Here is a 20,856-nt window from a genome sequence, read left to right on the forward strand (position 1 = left end):
AAAGGGGATGAAGAACAATGTTGGTTCTCAATCCCCCTTGCAGTATGTTGGCGAATGTTTAATTCAAGCTTCTAAAGTCAACCGGTACTAGTTTACTTACCCCCGGTTCTTGCATGGTTACCCCGTAAATAACATCCACTGCCGCCATCGTTTGCTTGTTGTGCGTAACGATGATGAACTGCGAGTTATCGGAGAACTTGCGAATCATATTGGTGAACTTGCCTACGTTCGCATCATCTAACGGGGCATCCACCTCATCCAAGATACAGAATGGTGCCGGTTTAATGAGGTAAATAGCGAACAACAAGGCGGTAGCTGTAAGTGTTTTCTCACCACCCGATAACTGGGTAATGGCCGCTGGGCGTTTACCTTTCGGCTTCGCGATAATTTCGATACCTGTATCGGCTAAGTTCGCAGGATCAGAGAGAATCATATCACACTGGTCTTCTTCTGTAAACAAGGCCTTGAATACGCGGATGAAATTCTCTTTCACCTGGTTGAAGGTATCTAAGAACTTCTGGTTCGCCGTGGTTTCTACTTCTTGAATGGTAGCCATCAGCGAATCTTTCGCATTTACGAGGTCTGTTTTTTGTTCGAGGATGAACTCGTAACGTTTCTTCATTTCCGTAAATGCTTCGATGGCCGTAGGGTTAATTTCACCCATGTTCTCCAAGCGTTTTTTCATGCGCTCTGCGCTGCCTTGGAGTTCATCTGCCGGCAATGTACTCGTTCTTGCTTCGTCGATGATTTCGTCTAAGTTCACTTTGAATTCTACGCTCAAGCGCTCTTTCATAGAGGCAAGGTGTAGTTTCAATTCGTTCACTTTATCTTTCACCACGTTCAATTGTTGTTCTACTTGCTCGCGCGAGCGGATTTTGCCGCGTAAGTTCGTTTCCAATTCTTGTAAGTGGTTCCTGAAGTTGTAGTATTCTTGGTCTTTTTCGTTGAGCGCCTTTTCTTCTTCTTCTTTCTTACGGAACAATTCCAACAAGCCATCATCTGCACTACCGAGCTTATCTTCCGCCGCGGCAATGTTGGCCACCGTATCGGTTAACTGCAACTTGTTGCTTTCAACCTGCGTATGCAAATCGGTTAACTGTTTACGTTTGAATTCCAATTCCTGCTTCAAGCCCTGTACTTTACTTTGTTGACGGGTATGTTGCAAGTTTTGGTTGTTAAATTGAATATTCGATTGGTTGAATTGTTGCTCTGCTTCCGATGCTAACCTTTCTGCATTCACAATCGCGTCGAATAATTCATTCACACGGTCGTTCAAGGTTTCCAATTCATCGCGTACATCGGCAATAGACGTTTGGTTAGTATCCAACGAGGTTTGCATTTCTGCCAAGCGCTTATCCGCCGATTCTATCAAATGGTGGAAGTTCTCGATCCTATTTTGCAAACCGAACAACTGGTTGTTCAACTGGTTCACACGTTCGCGTGCTTGGTTGATGTTGTTCTCGTTTAGTTGACCATTATACCCCAACACTTCGTTATGCTTCTGCTGGATCTGCTCGCGCAATTGGGCTACAATCGCATCGAGTGATTTGATCTCAGCTTCTAATTTCTCTAAGTTCTTAGCACGACCCAATTTCTTACCCTCGAATAGTCCTACAGAACCACCGCTAATGCTGTACTTACCACGGTGCATTTTACCAGTTTTTTCCAACACTAGTACATCCTTATCAGGGAACTGCGTAAAATCCAAGCTCGCAATATCGTCGGCGATAAATACTTTACCCAGTAAGTAATTACCTAAACCTTTGTATTTCTCGTCGAGCTCTACTACCGACAATGCCGGCGTAGTACCTGGCGGCGTAAACAAGCTACCGCTTTGGTGGTTGAATTGGTCGAGGATGAAGAAGTTGGCTTTACCCTTTTTATTGAGGTCGAGCAAGTGAATTGCTTGGATGGCTTCTTCGGTATTGTTCACTACGTAGTAGTTCAAATACGGTTCGAGGAAGTTCTCTACGCAAGTTCTATATTCTTCCTTACAGAAAAACACGTCGCTCAAAATAGGCGCCTTGTTATTCCAGTCGGTATTCTTCTTTAAGAATTTGATACTCTCGGGGTAACCTTCTAAGCTATCAACGAGTGATTTCAAGAGGTCGAACTCGTTCTTTTTGGAATCGAGTTTCCTGTTTTCATCTACCAAGGTATCGCGCAATTGCTCGATATCGGATTGCGTAGCGAGAATTTTGCCTTTCGTTTCTTCTTGGAAACGGATCATTTCGGCGAGTTCTTCTTTACGTGTTTCGATGGTTTCTTGGAGGATTTCTTTTTCGCCTTCGAGTTGTTGTATTTGTTCTTGGCGGGAAGTTTTTTCTTCTTGTACTTGTTGAATACTGCGTACTAAGTTTTGTACAGACGTATCGGCTACGGCTACCTTCTTTTCAGCTTCGAACTGTTGACGTTGCCATTGTTGCTGGTCGCGGCGTAGGTTTTCTAGTACTTGTTTCTTTTGGTTGAAGCCTTCTTTCTTGTCTTCTACCATTTCCTTCAAGGTTTCCAACTCATCTTGCATCGATTCGAACACTTCTTGTTCTTCGATGGATTGGGATTCCGTGAAAGCAATACTTTCTGTGAGGCCCGACAATTGTCCTTCTGCATTGTTCAAGAAATCACTTAAGTTTCTTTCGCGTTCGCGGAGGTAGGTTAATTGTTGGGTGGCTAAGTTTTTATCGTTCTCTTTCGTACGAATGGTGGCAACGAGTTCGTTAAAAGATTTCTGCAATACTTGCAATTCTCTTTCCTTCGCTACGAAATGTAATTTATCGTTCTCTACAGCTGCTTCGTCTTTCGCGATTTCCGCTTCGAGCAGTAATTTCTTATCCGTTTCGAGTTGTTGCTGGTCGGTAAGGTCTTTAAAATCGAGATTGAACCCTTCTAACGCAGCTTTTGCTAACTCTATACTTAAATCTTTGTATTCCTTTTTGATTTCGTAATAGCGTTCAGCCTTTTTCGCTTGGCTTTCGAGGGTTTTAAGGTTGTTATTGATTTCAAACAACAAATCCTCGATCCTGTTCAGATCGCCTTCGGTGGCGTCTAACTTGGCTTTGGCTTCTTTTTTACGGGTTTTATAAATGGAAATACCCGCAGCTTGTTCAAGCATGCGGCGGCGCGAGTTCTCTTTATCTTTGATGATATCGTCTACCATCCCTAACTCGATAATCGCGTAAGAGTCGGTACTTACCCCCGTATCCATAAACAGGTTATGGATATCTTTCAAACGACAAACCACGTCATTCAAGCGGTATTCACTATCCCCGTTTTTGTAGAATTTACGTGTTACGGTGACGGTAGTGAATTCCGTGGGCAACACATTTTTCGTGTTTTCAAAAGTGAGGCTCACCTCCGCCATACCGCTGGCAGAACGGGTACGCGAACCATTGAACACCAAGCCCGCCTGGTTTTCCGAACGAAGGTTACTAATCTTGTGCTCACCGATTACCCAACGGATAGAGTCGATAATATTACTCTTACCACACCCGTTAGGACCGATAACGCCTGTTACGCCCTCGTCGAAATGCAAAACAGTCTTGTCTGCAAAACTTTTGAATCCTTTTATCTCTAATGTTTTTAAACGCAAGCTTCCTCGATTTTAATAAGCGGTCAAAGATATAATTTTAATACAAAACACTATCATCTTCTACCTAGCGTACATCAAATAAATAAGCTAGCAGGGGCAGGGGGTGATATGGCATCCTCTCTTCTATTTGGTAAGTTAACGGGGAAAGGCGACAAATCATATTTTTTTTATACACAGCTTTGCATAAAATGCACAACTTTTTGCCGGGAACAGCCACATAATTATCTCATTTTGTTCTTTTTATATTAATTTTTGTGATAAATTGTCGACGTAGAAAGGATGGCACGGAATTTACTAATAGGTTACCTCCATCCATTTCGATGGTTTCACAACAAAAAGATGAGAATGAAGCGTGTAGATTGTCGTTCAGCGATTGCAATTCAACAATTCGTCCCTTTCATCCTAATATTTCCGTTTAACTTTGTAGCGGCATGCATTTAGAACGATTATCCAAAGAAGTCAAGACCTTTTTATTCAGTTTCCATTTTAGTAACGGCCTTAGAACAAGTATAGGTGCCGTTGTTCCTTCGTTGATTTCCGTACCGTTTGGTAGGCTCGATATTGGGATTGCCGCCTCTATGGGCGCCCTTTGTTGTGCCTTAGCCGATGTACCGGGCACGATTATTCACAAGAGAAATGGGCTGATCATCAGCACCATCCTCATTACTTTAACTGCTTTAGGCACAGGACTACTCTCGCCCTACCCTTGGTTTTTAACGCCTTGGTTAGCGGCTTGCGGCTTTTTCTATGCCATGTTAAATATCTACGGCAACCGCGGCGCCAATATTGGCATCGGCTGTTTGCTGGTTTTAGTATCTATTTTAAGTGAACACCTGGACTGGCAAAGTGCACTCCTTGCCACCGCCGCCACCTTTGCCGGTTGCGTTTGGTATGCCATTCTCGCTATTGTACTTTGGCAAATTCGACCGTATTTAACGGTACAACAAACCTTGGGCGACTGTATTCAACAAACCGCCCATTACCTCCGCCTCCGCGCCAACTTCTACCAAAGTGATATTGATGTGAACGAAACCTACCGTGCCGTAATTGCCCAACAGGTAGTGGTGAACGAAAAGATGGAAGCGGTGAGGGAATTGTTGTTGAAACAACGGTCGGCCCAGCAAGGAACTACCAGTATTAGCAAGAGCATGGTACTCATTTTCCTCGATTTGGTAGACATGTACGAGCAAATTATGGCTTCCCAGATCGACTACCGTTCCTTGCAGCAAAAATACAAAAACACGCACCTTATCGCCCAATTGCACGATACCATCGTGGCATTTGCCGAGGAGTTAGATCAAATAGGCTTAGCCGTATCTGCCACGCAACGTTCCTTCCCGAAAGTGAACTTGAAATTAGAGATTGAAAAAGTGAAGCGGGAAATGATTGCGTTTAGGGATACCCATCTCTCCACCAGCGCATTCAACGAGCTTATTCCTTTAGAAAGCCTGCTCACCAACTTAAAACAAATCTCGCAACGTATTTATAACCTGCACCGCCTTACCCGTTTAGAACGTGTAAAGGAAGTAAACTTCGATACCAGCCTCGACCTGGCCAAGTTTACCACCTCGCAACGGTACGATCGCGATACGTTCAAAAATAACCTCACTTTCGACTCCCATATCTTCCGCCACGCGGTGCGTGTTGGGTTGGCCATGGCAGCCGGTTACCTCTTGGGGCACTTCCTGGAGATCAGTAAAGCCTACTGGATTTTGCTGACCATCGTGGTGATCTTGAAACCCGGTTTCAGTTTAACCAAATCGCGCAGCTACCAACGTATCCTCGGTACGGTCATTGGGGCCATGTTCGCGGTATTAGTGCTATTTATTACGAAAGACCCTACGGCTATCTTCATCATTATGCTGCTGTGCATTCTGGGGGCGTATAGTTACATGACTTATAACTACGTTGTAAGCGTAGTATTTACCACTCCTTTTATCATCTTCCTCCTCCACTTCTTACACCCGGCAGATTTCGACAACGTAATGCTGCGTGTATCGGATACGGCAATTGGTGTGGCGATAGCGTTTACGTTTAACTACTTCTTCTGGCCTAGTTGGGAATATAAATTCTTGCCGAATTACATGTTGAAGATGGTAGATGCGAATAGGAAGTATTTCTTCCAAGTGATGCAGTTATACACGAAGCAACCCTTCTCCATCACCGCGTTTAAACTGGCCCGCAAAGATGTGTACGTTAGCACCGCCAACTTAATGGCCGCCTTCCAACGGATGCTGTCGGAACCCAAGAATAAGCAAAAAAGTGCTTCGGAAATATACCATTTCGTAGTACTGGCCAACTCTTTGTCATCGCACATTGCCCAGTTAGCGGCATATGCGTTAGAACAGAAGCTCCAGTTCCACAAGGAAGAGGAATACCAAGCGATTACCACTTACGTAATGACGCTCATCGACCAGTTAGAAGAGTACATGAAAACGGGCAAACATCCCGAAGAAATAGCTGCACCGGCAGCCTTGCAGGCGATTGAGCAGCATTTAGAGGATTTGGCTGCTTTGCGCCAGGCGCAAATAAACGAAGGCGCCGGTCATACCCCGGCTCGCGACGAACTCTTAGAGATCAAGCAGGTCCGGGATCAGCTCAACGCCATCGTAGTAGTGGTGAAAGACATGAAAAAGGCCGCGGTTCACGCTTCTGCAATTACGCAGAACTGATCCGTTACGGGTATCATGGCATTTAATATGGTTTCAAAGAAAGCTTCTCCATACATTGCGTAGTACGGCATGAAGTTTTCTTTTCTTTCTTGTAAAGAGTTACCCGGGAATAAGCGGGCTTTCAATTGCCTGATTTGTTCTGTTTGCCATGCAAACTTCTTCTTCTCGGCTTTCAAAAACTTATGCTCTAATTTCCCGATAGATTTAATCGCGCGGTTGTGCTCTACTTGTGTTGTTACTTCCAAGGTAACATCAATCTGTTTTGCTTTCTCGGCAATTTTGGCAAATAATTGGTCAATTAACGCGTATTCTTCTTTCAATACCAATTCAGCATTCGTATGCTTACGCACGAAGGCATTTACCAAGGCTTCTGTTTCAATAAACAAATCTTGTACGCTCAAGCCCAATTTCGCGATGCGTTCGTGGTGGAATTGATCGATGTATAAGAAGGAATTACGTAACAATACGATGGGGTATGGTACGTTGTAATGATTGAACAAGTCTTTTAATTGCAACCAGTAGGCCACTTCTCCACCGCCACCAATAAAGGCCACGTTTGGCAAAATGGTTTCTTGGAACATACCGCGAAGAATTACATTCGGGCTAAAACGCTCGGGGTAATCGTGCAAGGTTTGTAGCAAGGTAGCTTCATCGAATTCCAATGGTGTATTTAATACCTTCCATACTTCGCCTTCTTTCACGATTCTTTCGCGGGTACCTTGGCTTAAATAGAATAAGTTTATTTCACGCGGGTATGCTTGTGCTTTGTAGTTTTTCGACAATTCCACGTTCGTTTTCTCCACTACATGGAAAGAAGACTGTTGTAACAATTCTTCTTGCATAACGGGAATATACAAGCGCTTTAACGCGGGATTGTCTGGAATCAACACCACTACGCCGTATTTACCAAACAATTCGTTCACCAAGTAAAGCGTTGCTTCTTGAATGGTATCATGCCCTAAGTAAGCCTTCTTCAACATCTCCACCAAATCGGCCGCGAACGGGCCGTAACCCAATTCAGCCGTAACTTGGTCGATTAACGCGGCAAAGCCTTCTGTTTTCATTCTACCCACTGCTCCATGTTGTTGCGTAGGCCACGAAATGGTTTTGTTGTTGAGGAAGATTTTCCCCAACTCATCCAAATCAGCGTCTTCACTACCCATATAATACACAGGCACAAAATGCTTCCCAGGGAATTTCTCGGTAAGCTCTCGTGACAACTTGACTGTTTGTAAAATTTTATATACAAAATACAAGTAACCTGTAAATATATTTGGCTGGTGTGCAGTACAAATTGTGTAAGTGTTGGTAGAAAGCAACAGTTCAATATTCGTACGAACAGCGGTATCTACATGCTCCAAGCGGCTATATTGCCCTTGTAAAGCTTTCACCAATACATCGCGGTGGATGGGCTGGTTAGCCTTTGTTTTTATCGCTAATTCAACATCCGGGTGAGTTGGATTATACTGCGTAAAGTTGCGTATGCTGGGGGCCGACGTTAAAAAATCCGATACTAACGAACTACAATACCCCGTTTCATTAAATGGAATATATTGATTCAATTGCTTCATAATGCTTCCGCCGATTCATGCTTCGGCCTTTTTTTGACTGCACGAATTTAGACATTTCCACGTTGCAACCCCCTTTTTTTGGGCAACTGGTTCTGCACATGGATGTACGGAAATGTGGAAACTTTACCTCAACCTTCCCATCACAGCCTATTTGGCTACATATCGACCAAAATCTGTATTTGTCAAAATGACCTTTTTTTTACGCGCACATTACAAGTTATTAGCTTTTTAAATATCCATAGATAGTTAAACTGGCTTTCTTTTTGACTGTTATTATAGTCCTGTCCCCCTTACAAATAGATGAGTATTCTTAACCCGGAAAAAAATTGCCCAACACATGAAAATTGCATATGTAGCATCGTATCCTTCCAGAGAATGTGGCATTGCCACGTTTACACACCACTTGGTAAAAGCCGTTAGTGCCGTACCAAATACCGAAGCCATGGTCATCGCCCTTAATGATGCACATCAAGCATACGACTACCCCCCGGAGGTAGCCTATACTATCCAGCAAAATGATTTGGATTCTTATATTGCTGCCGCCGATTTCATTAATAAAAGTGGGGCACAGATTTGTGTGATACAACACGAGTTTGGTATTTATGGTGGCGAAAGCGGGATTTTTGTGTTGCCGTTTATCGACAAGCTACAAATCCCCGTGATGGTTACTTTCCATACCGTGTTGAAAGAACCGAGTTACATGCAAAAAACAATCGTTCACCAAATAGGCTTAAAAGCACAAGGCATCGTGGTGATGAGTCATTTAGCGATTGATTTCCTTGAAGAAGTATACGACATTCCTTCCCATAAAATTTCTTTGATAGAACACGGTGTGCCCGAGTTTTGTGGGATTAAGGATGTGAATGAATATGTACTTCCTGAACTGAAAGATAAAAAGGTGCTCTTTACCTTCGGCTTACTCAGCCGCAATAAAGGGATTGAAACCGTTATTAAAGCCATGCCCAGCGTGGTAGCCAAATATCCCGACGTGGTGTATGTAATCGCCGGGGCTACGCACCCAGGGGTGATTAAACACGCGGGGGAAGAATACCGTGATAGTTTGAAACAATTAGTGTCGGATTTACAATTACAGGATCACGTAGTGTTCTTGAATCGTTTCTTGGATGAAGATGAATTATGTGCTTACTTGTTACGATGCGAATTGTACATCACGCCATATTTAAGTGAATCGCAGATTACCTCCGGTACGCTTACTTATGCACTCGGTGCGGGAGCGGTGGTTTTATCTACGCCCTATTGGTATGCGAAAGAGTTGTTAGATGATGGTCGTGGTGTGTTGTTCGGCTTCAAACAATCGGAACAATTATCCAACATCATCCTCCATTTATTCGATAACCCGTATGCATGGCAAGCGATTCAAAAACGTGCGGCAGCTTACGGCGAACATTTACAATGGTCGATGATGGGACAGCAATACCACGATACGGCGCAACTCATTGTTCAAGAGTACCAACCTACACGCATGGCGGTACGTAACCTGAATCCATTTATTAACCAAATGCCGGTGTTGAACTTCTCGCACGTTCGTCGTATTACCGACAAAACGGGTATTATTCAACATGCGAAATATGGTATTCCAAATTTAAAGGAAGGCTATTGTGTAGATGATAATGCACGTGCTTTGATGATGCTATTAATGGCCAATCAATACCGCAAAAGCAAAGATGTGCACGAGATGCTGCCTGTGTATTTAAGCTTTATAAACTATATGCAACGGGAAGATGGAAATTTCCGCAACTTCCTCAGCTTTAATTTGCAATACTTAGATGAAATTGGTTCTGAAGATTCTTTCGGTAGAACGGTATGGGCATTAGGCTACCTCATTAAGTTCGCGCCCAACCATAGTTACCGCGAGTTTGCAACGGATATGTTCCAACGAGCGATTGGTCATTTTAAAGATTTAAAATACATCCGTGGGCACGCCAATACTGTAATCGGGGTAAGCTATTATTTACAATACCACCCTACCGATGAAGGTATGTTTGCTTACTTGCAAATGCTCACCAATAAACTGGTAGCCTCCTACGAATCGACGCGTACCGACGAATGGCATTGGTTTGAACCGCACATGACGTACGACAATGGGATTCTACCCTTAGCATTACTCCAAGCATACCAAGTTACCGGCGATGAGAAACTTCGCAGCATTGGGATGGAATCTTTACGATTCCTAGAAAAAACAACGATGCTCCACGATTACTTCCGCCCCGTTGGCAACAATGGCTGGTATGAAAAAGATGGCGCCGTTCCAACTTTCGATCAACAAGCGATTGAAACAATGGCGATGGTACTTCTATATCAACAAGCGGCCGCTATTACTAACGATGAAGGGTACACGAAGAAGATGTTCACCTGCTTCGAATGGTTCCTCGGCAGAAATAGCTTAGGTGTTCCGTTATACGATTACGAAACGCATGGTTGTGCCGATGGCTTGCAAGCGACTGGACTTAACCGTAACCAAGGTGCTGAAAGTACGTTAGCGTTCTTGATTTCACAGTTGTGTGTGTTGCGTGCACAGGAGCCTTTACAGTCGCCGGTTCGTACAACGCGGTTGCTTACGCGTACGGTTACTTATAACGGGTTTATAACAGTTACAAATCGATAGTATTAATACAGTTTTTTGTATAAGCCTTCCTTGATTTTCGAGGAAGGCTTTTTTAATGGCGGTTATTGCTATTTATCTTACATCCTAATTGTTACTTTCTTTGCTTCTCCAAAGAAAGTAACCAAAGAAAGGAGGAAAAACGCCGAAAGACTGCGTCGGCGTTTTATCGGGATGTTGATTAGGCTTCGGTGCTACTGTGGTGAAGGGCGTTCGTTCTTTGTGGTGCCTGTTGTGTTGGGGAGGGTTTGTTGTTGTTTGTATGGTGCTGGTTTTGATTGGAGGTTAAGGAGGTTGGGGCAAAACCTTTAGGGACGTTAGGACCTAATGGTTTTGGAGGTGGGATATTTGAGGGTTTGGGGTGATGGAGGTTTGAATGGGATGTTGGAGGGATTGGGAAACTTTTAGGGACGTTAGGACCTAAAAGTTTAGACGGAGGATGTTGGAGGGATTGGAAATAGTCGACTAAAGGCTTACTTCATGCAAGTAAAATACGGGGTTTGATAAGGTTTTTGTCGACAAAAGGCTTGGAAAATGTCGGAGCGACCCGCGTCAATACTGGGGGTGTGTCGGTAAAAGTCGGTAAAGAGTCGGAGAAAACTTTGCAGATGCCCGTAAACATTGGGGTTTAATTTGGTGCTTACTGCGGTGAATAGCTTAATATCTTGGAAGTCAATTGAATGATGATTTTTAACCTGCTTTGGGTACTGCGGGGAATAATTGGGTGAGCCTTTGACTTCCCTTTGACTTGCCTTTGACGAGCCTTTGAAAACCCTTTGAAAAGCCTTTGACGACCCTTTGAAAGACTTGGACCTGCCTTTGAAAGACTTTGACTTGCCTTTGAAATGCCTTTAAACGGCTTTTGCATTTCTGTCATTTCCCTTTGGGTGCTTTGAGGGGTATTGGGAAATACTACACAGGAACATCCCGGGTATATCCCAAATATATCCCAAATATATCTCCCATATTGAAAACACTGGGGTTTACCATTGGAATAACATTAGAAGAACATTGGGAGATATTATATTTCACATAAATAGCGCAGTAGATCGGCTGAAATGTAGTGCTGGAGCGAGGTAAGCTCACTGCGGTGAATATTTGGGGGTATAGAGGTAGAACATATTGCGTTCATACTGTGTGACTTCTGAAGGAAAGCGGCATAAACCGGCATTTTCCGGCATAAAGCGGCATAAAGCGGTTAAAAGCGGCACATTCCGGCACGGCGTTTTTTTAGTGCAGTGATAAGGGATATTTTCGTAGGGTATAACGATCGTACATACCAGTTCTTTGAAATGATTGATTTGACATGTGGATTAAGAGGGTTGTGATGGGACAAAAAAATCCCCCGCTAGTGCGAGGGATTCGTATGTAGAGGATGTTGTTTAATCTTCTTTGCCATCAGACTTGATTTTCTCTAATAGTGCTGCTAGGTTTACTGTAGCGAATGAAGAAGAATAATCTGATAAGCCGTATGGTATGATTAATTGTTCGTTGTGAATGATGGAGCCGCAAGAGTAGAGTACGTTTGGTACGTAACCTTCGCGTTCGTCTTTGTTAGGGACGAGGAGTGGGTCTTTGAGGCGGCCGATTTCTATCATGGGGTTATTGAGGTCGAATAAGCTGGCGCTGATACTGTAGGTTCGCATGGAGCCTACGCCGTGGGTAATGAGGAGCCAGCCTTCGGGGGTTTCGATGGGGGAACCGCAGTTACCGATTTGTACAAATTCCCAGGGGTGTTTAGGGGTTTGTAGGATTTGCGGGTTTTCCCAGATGTTGATCCTGTCGGAGTACATCATGTAGTTGTTGATTCCGTCTATTCTTGATAACATGGCGTATTTGCCATCGATTTTGCGGGGGAATAAGGCCAAGTTTTTGTTTTGGGCGCCTTCACCGTATAAGGGCATGATTTTGAAATTGTAGAAGTCTTTCGTTTCTAGCAATTTGGGTTGAATGGTGATGCCATCGAAAGCGGTGTAGGTAGCGTAGTACTTGGTTTCGCCCGTGATGGTGGTGTATTTTACGAACCTTGCATCTTCGATACCGCGGCTTTCAGCATCGGAGTATGGGAAGATAACACGGTCGGAAATATCTGTATCTAAGGAGAAATTGATTTCGTAGTAAGAATCGGCTAACCACAAGAGGCGTTCCAGTGATTTTTTAAGGAGGTGATCTACTTGGTAGCGTTGCTGCAATTCGCGGATCACTTGTTTGAGGGCTACATACTCAAATGAAGCGGGTAAGCGGTCTTGGATTTCGCTCATCACCGAACCGGGTAGTTTGATAGAGGAAGCGCTTTGGAAGAACACTTGCTTTTGGTACAAGGCATTCCGTACAATATCGGGCTCATCCACGTAATTACCTGGTGGTACTAATACAATATCGTTGTTCCGATCTATTAAACCCCTTCTAAATACTATCGAGGAAACGTGGCCCTCACCTACTGCCCGGAAGCTGATGATCACACGTTTTTCGCCATCTTCTAAACCGGTTTGATCAATGTCTTCAATAATCGATGGATTAAAGAAGGCGGCCGACTCGATCGAATATTCGTTGGTGAAGTAGGAACCGATGAGAAGCTTTCGTTTATAATCCAGTGTATTATAATCGATTTTCAATAGTGTGAAGAGGTTCTTCAACTTATCGGAATGGCGTTCAAAAACCCGCGTGATGTTGCGGTGGCGTTTAGAGAAATCGCGTAAGATGGGCGTCAATGCTAAGTTTACGTTGGCATCATTCATTTCCATTACTTGTTGGATAATGGAACTAGCCCTCGCATCGCCGTTGAAAAAAAACCGTGCTACAACTCTTTCTAAGTCTGGTGTAAACCGGGTTGCGTGTCGTTCTAGTGATAATCGCATGATCGTGTTGATTTGAAGACCATGAGTATGCACCCGGTTTGTACGCATGCATACCCAATTCGTAATACTAACAACAGCCCCCCGGGATTTGTTACGTGTTTATATCTCGAATCCATCCAGGAGGCATGCCCCTTTCTTCACCACAACTATGCCATCTTTTACAGTATACAATTCAAAATCACCATCTGCTAAATGTTTACCTCCATTGATGCGTACATCATTGCCGATACAACAGTTTTTATCGATGATGGCATTATTAATTACACATCTTTCACCGATGCCTAGTGGCGGCCTGTTTTCTTCTTTTGCTTTGTCGATTTCGCCCAAGGTTTGGTAGAAGTCGTTCCCCATCACGTAAGCATTCGAAATCACGGTGTCTTTGCCAATTCGTGTTCTAATACCTACTACGCAATGCTCCAATTTGCTGGCCATGATGATACAACCATCGGATATCACGGTTTTCTCTAACACGGTACCAGAGATCTTCGCCGGTGGCAGCATGCGTGCACGGGAGTAGATCGTTTTGGTTTCGTCGAACAGGTTGAATTGAGGGATTTCGTCGGTTAATCCTAGGTTCGCTTCGAAGAAGGAAGAGATGTTCCCGATATCGGTCCAATAGCCTTCGTACTGGAAGCTAAGCACTTTGTGCTTGTCGATCGCGTACGGGATAATTTCTTTACCGAAATCGGTGGCTTGGGATTGTTGACCCAGTAACAAGTCTTTTAGGAGTTGCTTGTTGAAGATATAGATACCCATGGATGCCAGGTAGTGACGGCCGGCTTGGTCCATTTCTTCGCTTACCGGGGATGTCCATTCGGGCAATAGATCCTTTTTAGGTTTCTCGATGAACGAAGTGATGAAGCTATCGGCATTCGTTTTCAGGATACCAAATTCAGGGGCATCTTTGCCATTCACCGGGATGGTAGCAATTGAAATCTCGGCTTCGTTTTCGATATGATGTTGTAACATTTCGGCAAAGTCCATCTGGTAAAGCTGGTCACCCGAAAGAATCAATACATAATCGGCTTCGAAGTTTTCGATATGTCGTAAACATTGGCGTACGGCATCGGCGGTACCTTGGTACCAAGTGGGGTTATCGGGCGTTTGTTCTGCCGCGAGAATATCCACGAATGCTTTACTGAACGAACCGAAGTGGTACGTGTTTTTGATATGTTTATTGAGTGAAGCGGAATTGAATTGTGTTAATACAAAAATTCGATCGATTTCCGCGTTCAAACAGTTAGAAATAGGTATATCCACCAATCTGTACTTTCCTCCAACGGGTACGGCAGGTTTACTTCTGCTGGATGTTAGGGGCGACAATCTCGTCCCGGCGCCACCGCCGAGGATCAGGGCTATTACAGATTTTAACATAACGGTTTAATTATTTTAGACTGGTGTATAAATTGATATAATGATGCGCAGCCGTGTTCCAAGAATGATCTATCTGCATCACCCGGCTGCGTAATTGATTGATTTGGTGTTGGTCTTGGTACAATACTAAGGCTCTCCTAATGGCATATCCTACATCCCATGCCGATGCATGCTCAAATCGAATGCCGAAGCCTCCTTCATCTCCAAAATCTACCACGGTATCTTGTAAACCACCCGTTCTTCTTACCATGGGAATGGTACCATAACGCAATGCGTACATCTGGTTCAACCCGCATGGCTCTACCCTGGAAGGCATTAGCAAAAAGTCGGCAGCAGCATACAATTGATGGGACAAGGCTTCATTATAACCTTGGTAAAAACGGTAGTTGTTGGCTACACTATGTTGTAATTGGCTCAAATGATAAGTAATCTCGCTATCGCCACTTCCCAATACAAGGAAATTCGCAGCACCGGGATGATCCTGGCTGGCGCGGTAAATGATTTCCGGTAATACATCTGCTCCTTTGTCCTTCACTAAACGACCAATAAACACGAACAAAGGTAAGCTAGGGTCTAAATGATAACTTTCACAAATGGCGACTTTATTTGCATATTTCCCTTCTTCAAACGCCGCCGCTTCATAGTGGGCCGGTAAATAAGGGTCGGTGGCAGGGTCCCACACCTCGGCATCGATGCCGTTTAAGATACCCGAACACTTCGATTGCTCCATCCTTAAAAGGCCTTCTAAACCGTTGGCACTTTCTAAAAGTTCACGCATATAACCCGGCGAAACGGTATTCACGCGCCAAGCACATTTAATGGCACAAGCAAGCGGGTTAATAGCCCCACCCCAGTCGAGCAAACCGGCTTTCCATAAATCGAATGATGGTAACAGGTACACCCTATCCCAACCGAACTGGCCTTGGTATTGGGCGTTATGTATGGTAAGTATGGTAGGTACTTGCTTTAAATGGCTGTATTTATAGCCATATTGCATGAGGAAAGGAATCAAACCCGTATGGTGATCGTGGCAATGTACTATACTTGGTAAATGTTTCCATTCGTTTAACCAATCCAGTACTGCAATTTGAAACCCTAAAAAGCGTTCAACATCATTATCGTACCCATAAACATTCGGCTGGTCTAACAAGCCGGGAATATCTATTAAGTATAAATCGAAGCCCAGGATATTCTTTTCTTCTTTCAACACGTTAAAATGGTACCAATCTCTTCCTATCCATACACCTCCTTGGTGCACGATTTCAAAATGTTGCTCATGGAAAAATTTAGTTCGATAGGCAGGAATCACAACTTTCGATATGGCTCCTTCATGTACTTGGTACTTGGGCAAAGCCCCTACTACATCCGCCAGCCCACCTACTTTGGCGGCTGGATAACATTCTGCGCTAACGTGTAAAATTTCCATCCTGGATCGTCTTTTTTTAATTAATCAAAAGTTAACTACGAAAAACAACATTACAAAACATTCCGCCAAGTAAATAGACAATTTTGATGAAACGCTCACTAGGCTTGCATGAAATTTGCTTATTTTGATGTTTTAATCGTTTCTTATGGAATTTGGAAGTGTAGATATTCACCTGTTAGACAGCATCGATTTTAAGTTAACGGCCGAACCGGCCTTCAATACCCAAACCCTTCCCGGCCAACGTGCAGCTCAGCCGAAGGTGCACATTGGGAGTTCGTTTTGGGGCGGCAAGGAATGGGTAGGCACGGTGTACCCACGCGGTACAAACGAAGCCGACTACATGGGAAACTACACTAAGCAATTCGACATCTTCGAACTGAATGCCACCCACTATAAGATATACGATGCTGCTACCATTGAAAAATGGGCCGCCAGGGCCGATGGACGTGATTTCCTCTTCTGCCCTAAAATACCACAAACTATTAGTCATTACAGTACGCTCACGAATACCCGGGAAGTTACAACGGCTTTTTTATCGAGTATCAGTCATTTCGGCCCGCATTTAGGACCGGTGTTTATGCAAATGGGCGAACGCTTCGGGCCTTCGCGGGTGAATGAACTAGTGGCGTATGCGAAAGACTGGCCGCGTGATGTGGAGTTGTTTATAGAGCTTCGCCAGCCGGGTTGGTTTACTGAATTAGGCAAATGGGAATACCTGGTACAACAGTTGCGCGATTTGGGCATTGGTATAGTTATTACCGATACGGCCGGGCGCCGCGATTGCTCGCATATGCACCTTACCACAACGAAAACGTTGGTACGTTTTGTAGGTAATAATGGTCACCCTACCGACAGGCCCCGACTCGACGATTGGGCGAACCGCACCCGTTACTGGATCGAGCAAGGTTTAGAAGAAATGTACTTCATCTTACACATGCATGGCAACGAACAAATTGCGCCCACGGTTGTGTACTTTGGTAACTTGGTAGAAGCCCAATGCGGCATCCCTGTTAAGAAACCAATTATCCGCGACGAGCCCACGCAAACGAGTCTTTTTTAAAAAATATTCAGTAAAGGGGGCTTAAAAAGTCCTTCCATCTAATCACATAAAAAAGTATTCGGACATTTCCTACTAACAAGCCTCGTAACAATATATTAATTTCGCCCCTTCACAATCTAGCTTGATATGTTGATGCGCGAAAAGCTTGAAGAACTCCGCCAGGACCTTGAGGGCATACTGTATACAGATGATACGATGCGTACCTTGTACGCCACAGATGCTTCTGCTTACCGGGAAATGCCGTTGGCCGTGGCGATTCCATCGAATGAAACTGATCTAAAGAAATTAATTGCATTTGCACGAAAAGAGAAAACGTCGTTAATTCCCCGTACCGCGGGTACCTCCTTAGCCGGCCAAGTAGTGGGCAATGGCATCGTGGTAGACGTATCGCGTGCATTTACCAAGATATTAGAATTGAACGCCGCTGAGAACTGGGTACGTGTACAACCCGGTGTTATCCGCGACGAGTTGAATATGTACTTAAAGCCTCATGGCTTGTACTTTGGCCCTGAAACGTCTACCGCTAACCGTGCTATGATTGGTGGTATGGTGGGGAATAACTCGTGTGGTTCGAACTCGGTGGTGTACGGCAGTACCCGCGAGCACTTAATTTCTGCGAAAGCGTTGTTGAGTGATGGTAGTGAAGTAGAATTTGCTGAAATGGATATTGATACCTTTCATGCAAAGTGCGACAGTGCCGAGAATGAATTGGAAAGAAAGATTTACCAACAAATACGCAGCATATTAAGCGTGCCTGCTCACCAGGACGAGATCCGTAAGGAATTCCCCAAGAAAAGCATTCCCCGCAGGAATACAGGCTACGCTATCGACCTATTATTGGAAACGGCGCCCTTTACATTGGGGGCAGAGAACTTCAATTTCTGCAAACTGATTGCCGGTTCTGAAGGCACCTTGGCATTTATCACGGAGATAAAACTCCATGTAGATCCTATTCCGCCGAAAGAAACGGGCTTGATGTGTATTCACTTTAACTCGGTAGATGAATCGCTCCGCGCGAACATCATTGCCATGAAATACAAACCGAGTGCGAGCGAGTTGATCGATCATTTCATATTAGAATGTACCAAGGATAATATCGAGCAACGTAAGAACCGTTTCTTCGTACAAGGCGACCCGGGCGCCATCCTGGTAGTTGAATTCTGTAGAGATACCCGTGAAGCCATTACGGAGATTGCGACACAAATGCAAGCCGAGATACAAGCGGCGGGTTTGGGTTACCACTTCCCTATTTTGTTTGGTGATGACACGAAGAAAATCTGGACTTTGCGCAAAGCGGGTTTAGGCTTATTGTCGAACTTACCGGGCGATGAAAAGGCCGTGCCGGTGATTGAAGATACAGCAGTAGCGGTGGAAGATTTGCCGGATTTCATAGCCGACTTCAATAAAATACTACAACAATACGATTTGCATGCCGTGCATTACGCGCATGCGGGCAGCGGGGAGATTCACCTTCGCCCCATCATCAACTTAAAAACACAAGAAGGCAATGCTTTATTCCGCACCATCGCGGAGGAGATTGCCACCTTGGTGAAGAAGTACAATGGCTCGTTGAGTGGCGAGCATGGTGATGGACGCTTACGGGGTGAATTTATCCAGCAAATGGTGGGTGAAAAGAACTACCAATTGCTTCGTCAACTGAAATATACTTGGGACCCGGAGAACATCTTCAACCCGAATAAGATCGTAGACACGCCATCGATGAATAGCATGTTACGCTACGAACCGGGCAAGAAAGCTCCTAGCTTACAAACGATCTTCCACTTCCCTGATCAAACCATGCTACAGCATGCCGAGCAGTGCAACGGTTCCGGCGATTGTAGGAAAACACAATTAAGCGGCGGCACCATGTGTCCTAGTTACATGGCCACCCGCAACGAGAAAGACACCACCCGTGCACGCGCCAACATACTCCGCGAGTTTTTGACGAACAGCACGAAAGAGAATAAATTCGACCACGAGGAGATTTACGAGGTATTGGACTTATGCTTAGCCTGTAAAGGCTGTAAATCTGAATGTCCTTCGAACGTGGATATGGCGAAATTGAAAATGGAGTTCTTGCAGCATTATTACGATGCGAACGGCGTTCCCTTCCGCAATAAGCTAATCGCCAACTTCAGTGGCAGCATGCGTTTAGCGTCTATTACGCCGGGTTTATTTAACTGGGCCGTGAAGAATAACACCACCGGCAAGCTGATCAAGAAAATATCCGGCTTTGCTGTGGATCGTTCTATGCCTACGTTGGAAAGTACCACGTTACGCAAATGGTACAATAAAAACGTGCGCAATACCCATCGCGCTGATAATAAACGCGTGTACTTATTCTGCGATGAGTTCACCAACTTCAACGATACGAGTGTTGGTATTAAAGCATTACAACTTTTGCAACGTTTGGGGTATACGGTAGAAATGATTGATCACCCGGAAAGTGCGCGAGCATTGATGTCGAAAGGCATGTTACGGAAAGCGAAGAAGATAGCAGAACAAAACGTACAAATCTTCCATGGTATTGTTTCAGAAAATACACCATTGCTAGGAATTGAACCTTCCGCGATTTTGAGTTTTAGAGATGAATATCCCGATTTAGTAAGTGCCGAACTGCGTACGAAAGCACAACAATTAGCGAAGCATGTGTACTTAATCGATGAGTTTATTGCCAATGAAATCGATAAAGGTCATATCACCGCTGCGCAGTTTACCGATGCACCGCAACAAATCAAATTGCACGGTCATTGCCAGCAGAAAGCGTTATCGGGTACAGCACACAGTAAGAAAATGTTGAGCTTACCGGCCAACTACAGCGTAGATGTTATTCCATCGGGCTGTTGCGGTATGGCGGGTTCATTTGGTTACGAGAAGGAGCACTTTGATATTTCCATGCAAATTGGCGAATTGGTATTATTCCCAGCCGTAAGAAAAGCGGCACCTGGCACTATTATAGCCGCACCGGGTACGAGCTGTAGGCACCAAGTGAAAGATGGCACCGGCGTAATAGCCAAGCATCCTGTAGAAGTGTTGTTTGAGGCTTTGAAATAATAGATAGCTTATCAATGATTGATATATACGCCTCACGGGTTTCGTGGGGCGTTTTTTTTATTATTCTTCGCTCAATGGTGCTTGCCCTTCAACGAAGTATTTTTTTGCATCTTTTTTGAAGTAACCATACAACACCCAGCCCTTGCCTTTCGGTTTCAAATATGCCCAAGAACCGGCATTCAATTCAAATTGCATTTCATTTCCATTTACGAGTACAGTTCCTACATACGAGCAAGGCCACGTGTTGTAGAGGTCGTGCAAAGTGGGGCCATCCATTTGCTTCATGTTCAACAATAAGTAGGCAATTTTATCAGCCGTTAATGTCCATTTTTCACAATCAACTTTTGAATCTTTCCACCAGCGACTAGATGTATCGTACTCTTTTTTGAAGGAGCATACTTTGATAGTGGGCTTTTTGGCTTGAAATGAAGTGAGGGTTGTAGTTATTCCTACAATGAGGAATACAACGAACAATGATTTTAACATGGCATAATTGGGTTTAATGTTGCTTGAATGTTTACGTCGTAACTCCTATCATTGTATAATTCTCTTCGAATGTTTCTATGTGTATCGTTCAAATAGCTTCGTTACCTTGGCGACTTATGTTGTTAGCTGTATTTGCTTGGGCT

The 20,856-nt window shown here is 44.3% G+C and carries 10 protein-coding genes; 4 read left to right on the forward strand and 6 right to left on the reverse strand.

Annotated features, from left to right (window positions below; all coding sequences use genetic code 11):
• Positions 1-58 precede the first annotated feature (58 nt).
• Complete coding sequence (gene smc / locus LX64_RS05185; RefSeq protein WP_111596562.1) at positions 59-3,589, reverse strand: chromosome segregation protein SMC; 3,531 nt, start codon at positions 3,587-3,589, stop codon at positions 59-61.
• Between the two features lie 431 nt (positions 3,590-4,020).
• Here smc and LX64_RS05190 point away from each other — a divergent pair, with 431 nt between their 5' ends.
• Entirely contained in the window at positions 4,021-6,261 is a 2,241-nt protein-coding gene (locus LX64_RS05190; protein WP_111596563.1) for an FUSC family protein, read from the forward strand.
• Here the strand turns inward: LX64_RS05190 and bshC are convergent.
• A complete protein-coding gene (gene bshC / locus LX64_RS05195; RefSeq protein WP_111596564.1) occupies positions 6,234-7,832 on the reverse strand; it encodes a bacillithiol biosynthesis cysteine-adding enzyme BshC in 1,599 nt (532 codons plus the stop codon). The two genes, LX64_RS05190 and bshC, sit on opposite strands and share 28 nt — an antisense overlap.
• Positions 7,833-8,169: 337 nt before the next feature.
• Here bshC and LX64_RS05200 point away from each other — a divergent pair, with 337 nt between their 5' ends.
• Entirely contained in the window at positions 8,170-10,458 is a 2,289-nt protein-coding gene (locus LX64_RS05200; protein WP_111596565.1) for a glycosyltransferase family 4 protein, read from the forward strand.
• A 1,379-nt stretch (positions 10,459-11,837) separates the two neighbouring features.
• Here LX64_RS05200 and LX64_RS05210 read toward each other — a convergent pair.
• From LX64_RS05210 to LX64_RS05220, 3 genes are all read right to left on the reverse strand, one after another.
• Positions 11,838-13,313 carry a glycoside hydrolase family 130 protein gene (locus LX64_RS05210; RefSeq protein WP_111597034.1) on the reverse strand — a complete coding sequence of 492 codons (1,476 nt, stop codon included), beginning with the start codon at positions 13,311-13,313 and terminating at the stop codon, positions 11,838-11,840.
• 99 nt (positions 13,314-13,412) lie between these two features.
• A complete protein-coding gene (locus LX64_RS05215; protein WP_111596567.1) occupies positions 13,413-14,687 on the reverse strand; it encodes a glucose-1-phosphate adenylyltransferase in 1,275 nt (424 codons plus the stop codon).
• Between the two features lie 10 nt (positions 14,688-14,697).
• Positions 14,698-16,113, reverse strand: a complete 1,416-nt coding sequence (locus LX64_RS05220; RefSeq protein ID WP_111596568.1) for a glycogen synthase — start codon at positions 16,111-16,113, stop codon at positions 14,698-14,700.
• A gap of 145 nt (positions 16,114-16,258) precedes the next feature.
• On the opposite strand from LX64_RS05220, the gene LX64_RS05225 reads away from it, so the two are divergent.
• Both LX64_RS05225 and LX64_RS05230 read left to right on the forward strand, forming a co-directional pair.
• The gene (locus LX64_RS05225; protein WP_111596569.1) at positions 16,259-17,173 is read left to right on the forward strand and encodes a DUF72 domain-containing protein; all 915 of its coding nucleotides are present in this window, start codon (positions 16,259-16,261) and stop codon (positions 17,171-17,173) included.
• 126 nt (positions 17,174-17,299) lie between these two features.
• Entirely contained in the window at positions 17,300-20,227 is a 2,928-nt protein-coding gene (locus tag LX64_RS05230; protein ID WP_245952556.1) for an FAD-binding and (Fe-S)-binding domain-containing protein, read from the forward strand.
• 60 nt (positions 20,228-20,287) lie between these two features.
• Here LX64_RS05230 and LX64_RS05235 read toward each other — a convergent pair whose 3' ends face one another.
• On the reverse strand, positions 20,288-20,713 hold the full coding sequence (locus LX64_RS05235; protein WP_111596570.1) for a hypothetical protein: 426 nt from the start codon (positions 20,711-20,713) through the stop codon (positions 20,288-20,290).
• Between the last annotated feature and the right edge of the window lie 143 nt (positions 20,714-20,856).

The organism is Chitinophaga skermanii, assembly GCF_003259335.1.
Taxonomy (GTDB): Bacteria; Bacteroidota; Bacteroidia; order Chitinophagales; family Chitinophagaceae; genus Chitinophaga; species Chitinophaga skermanii.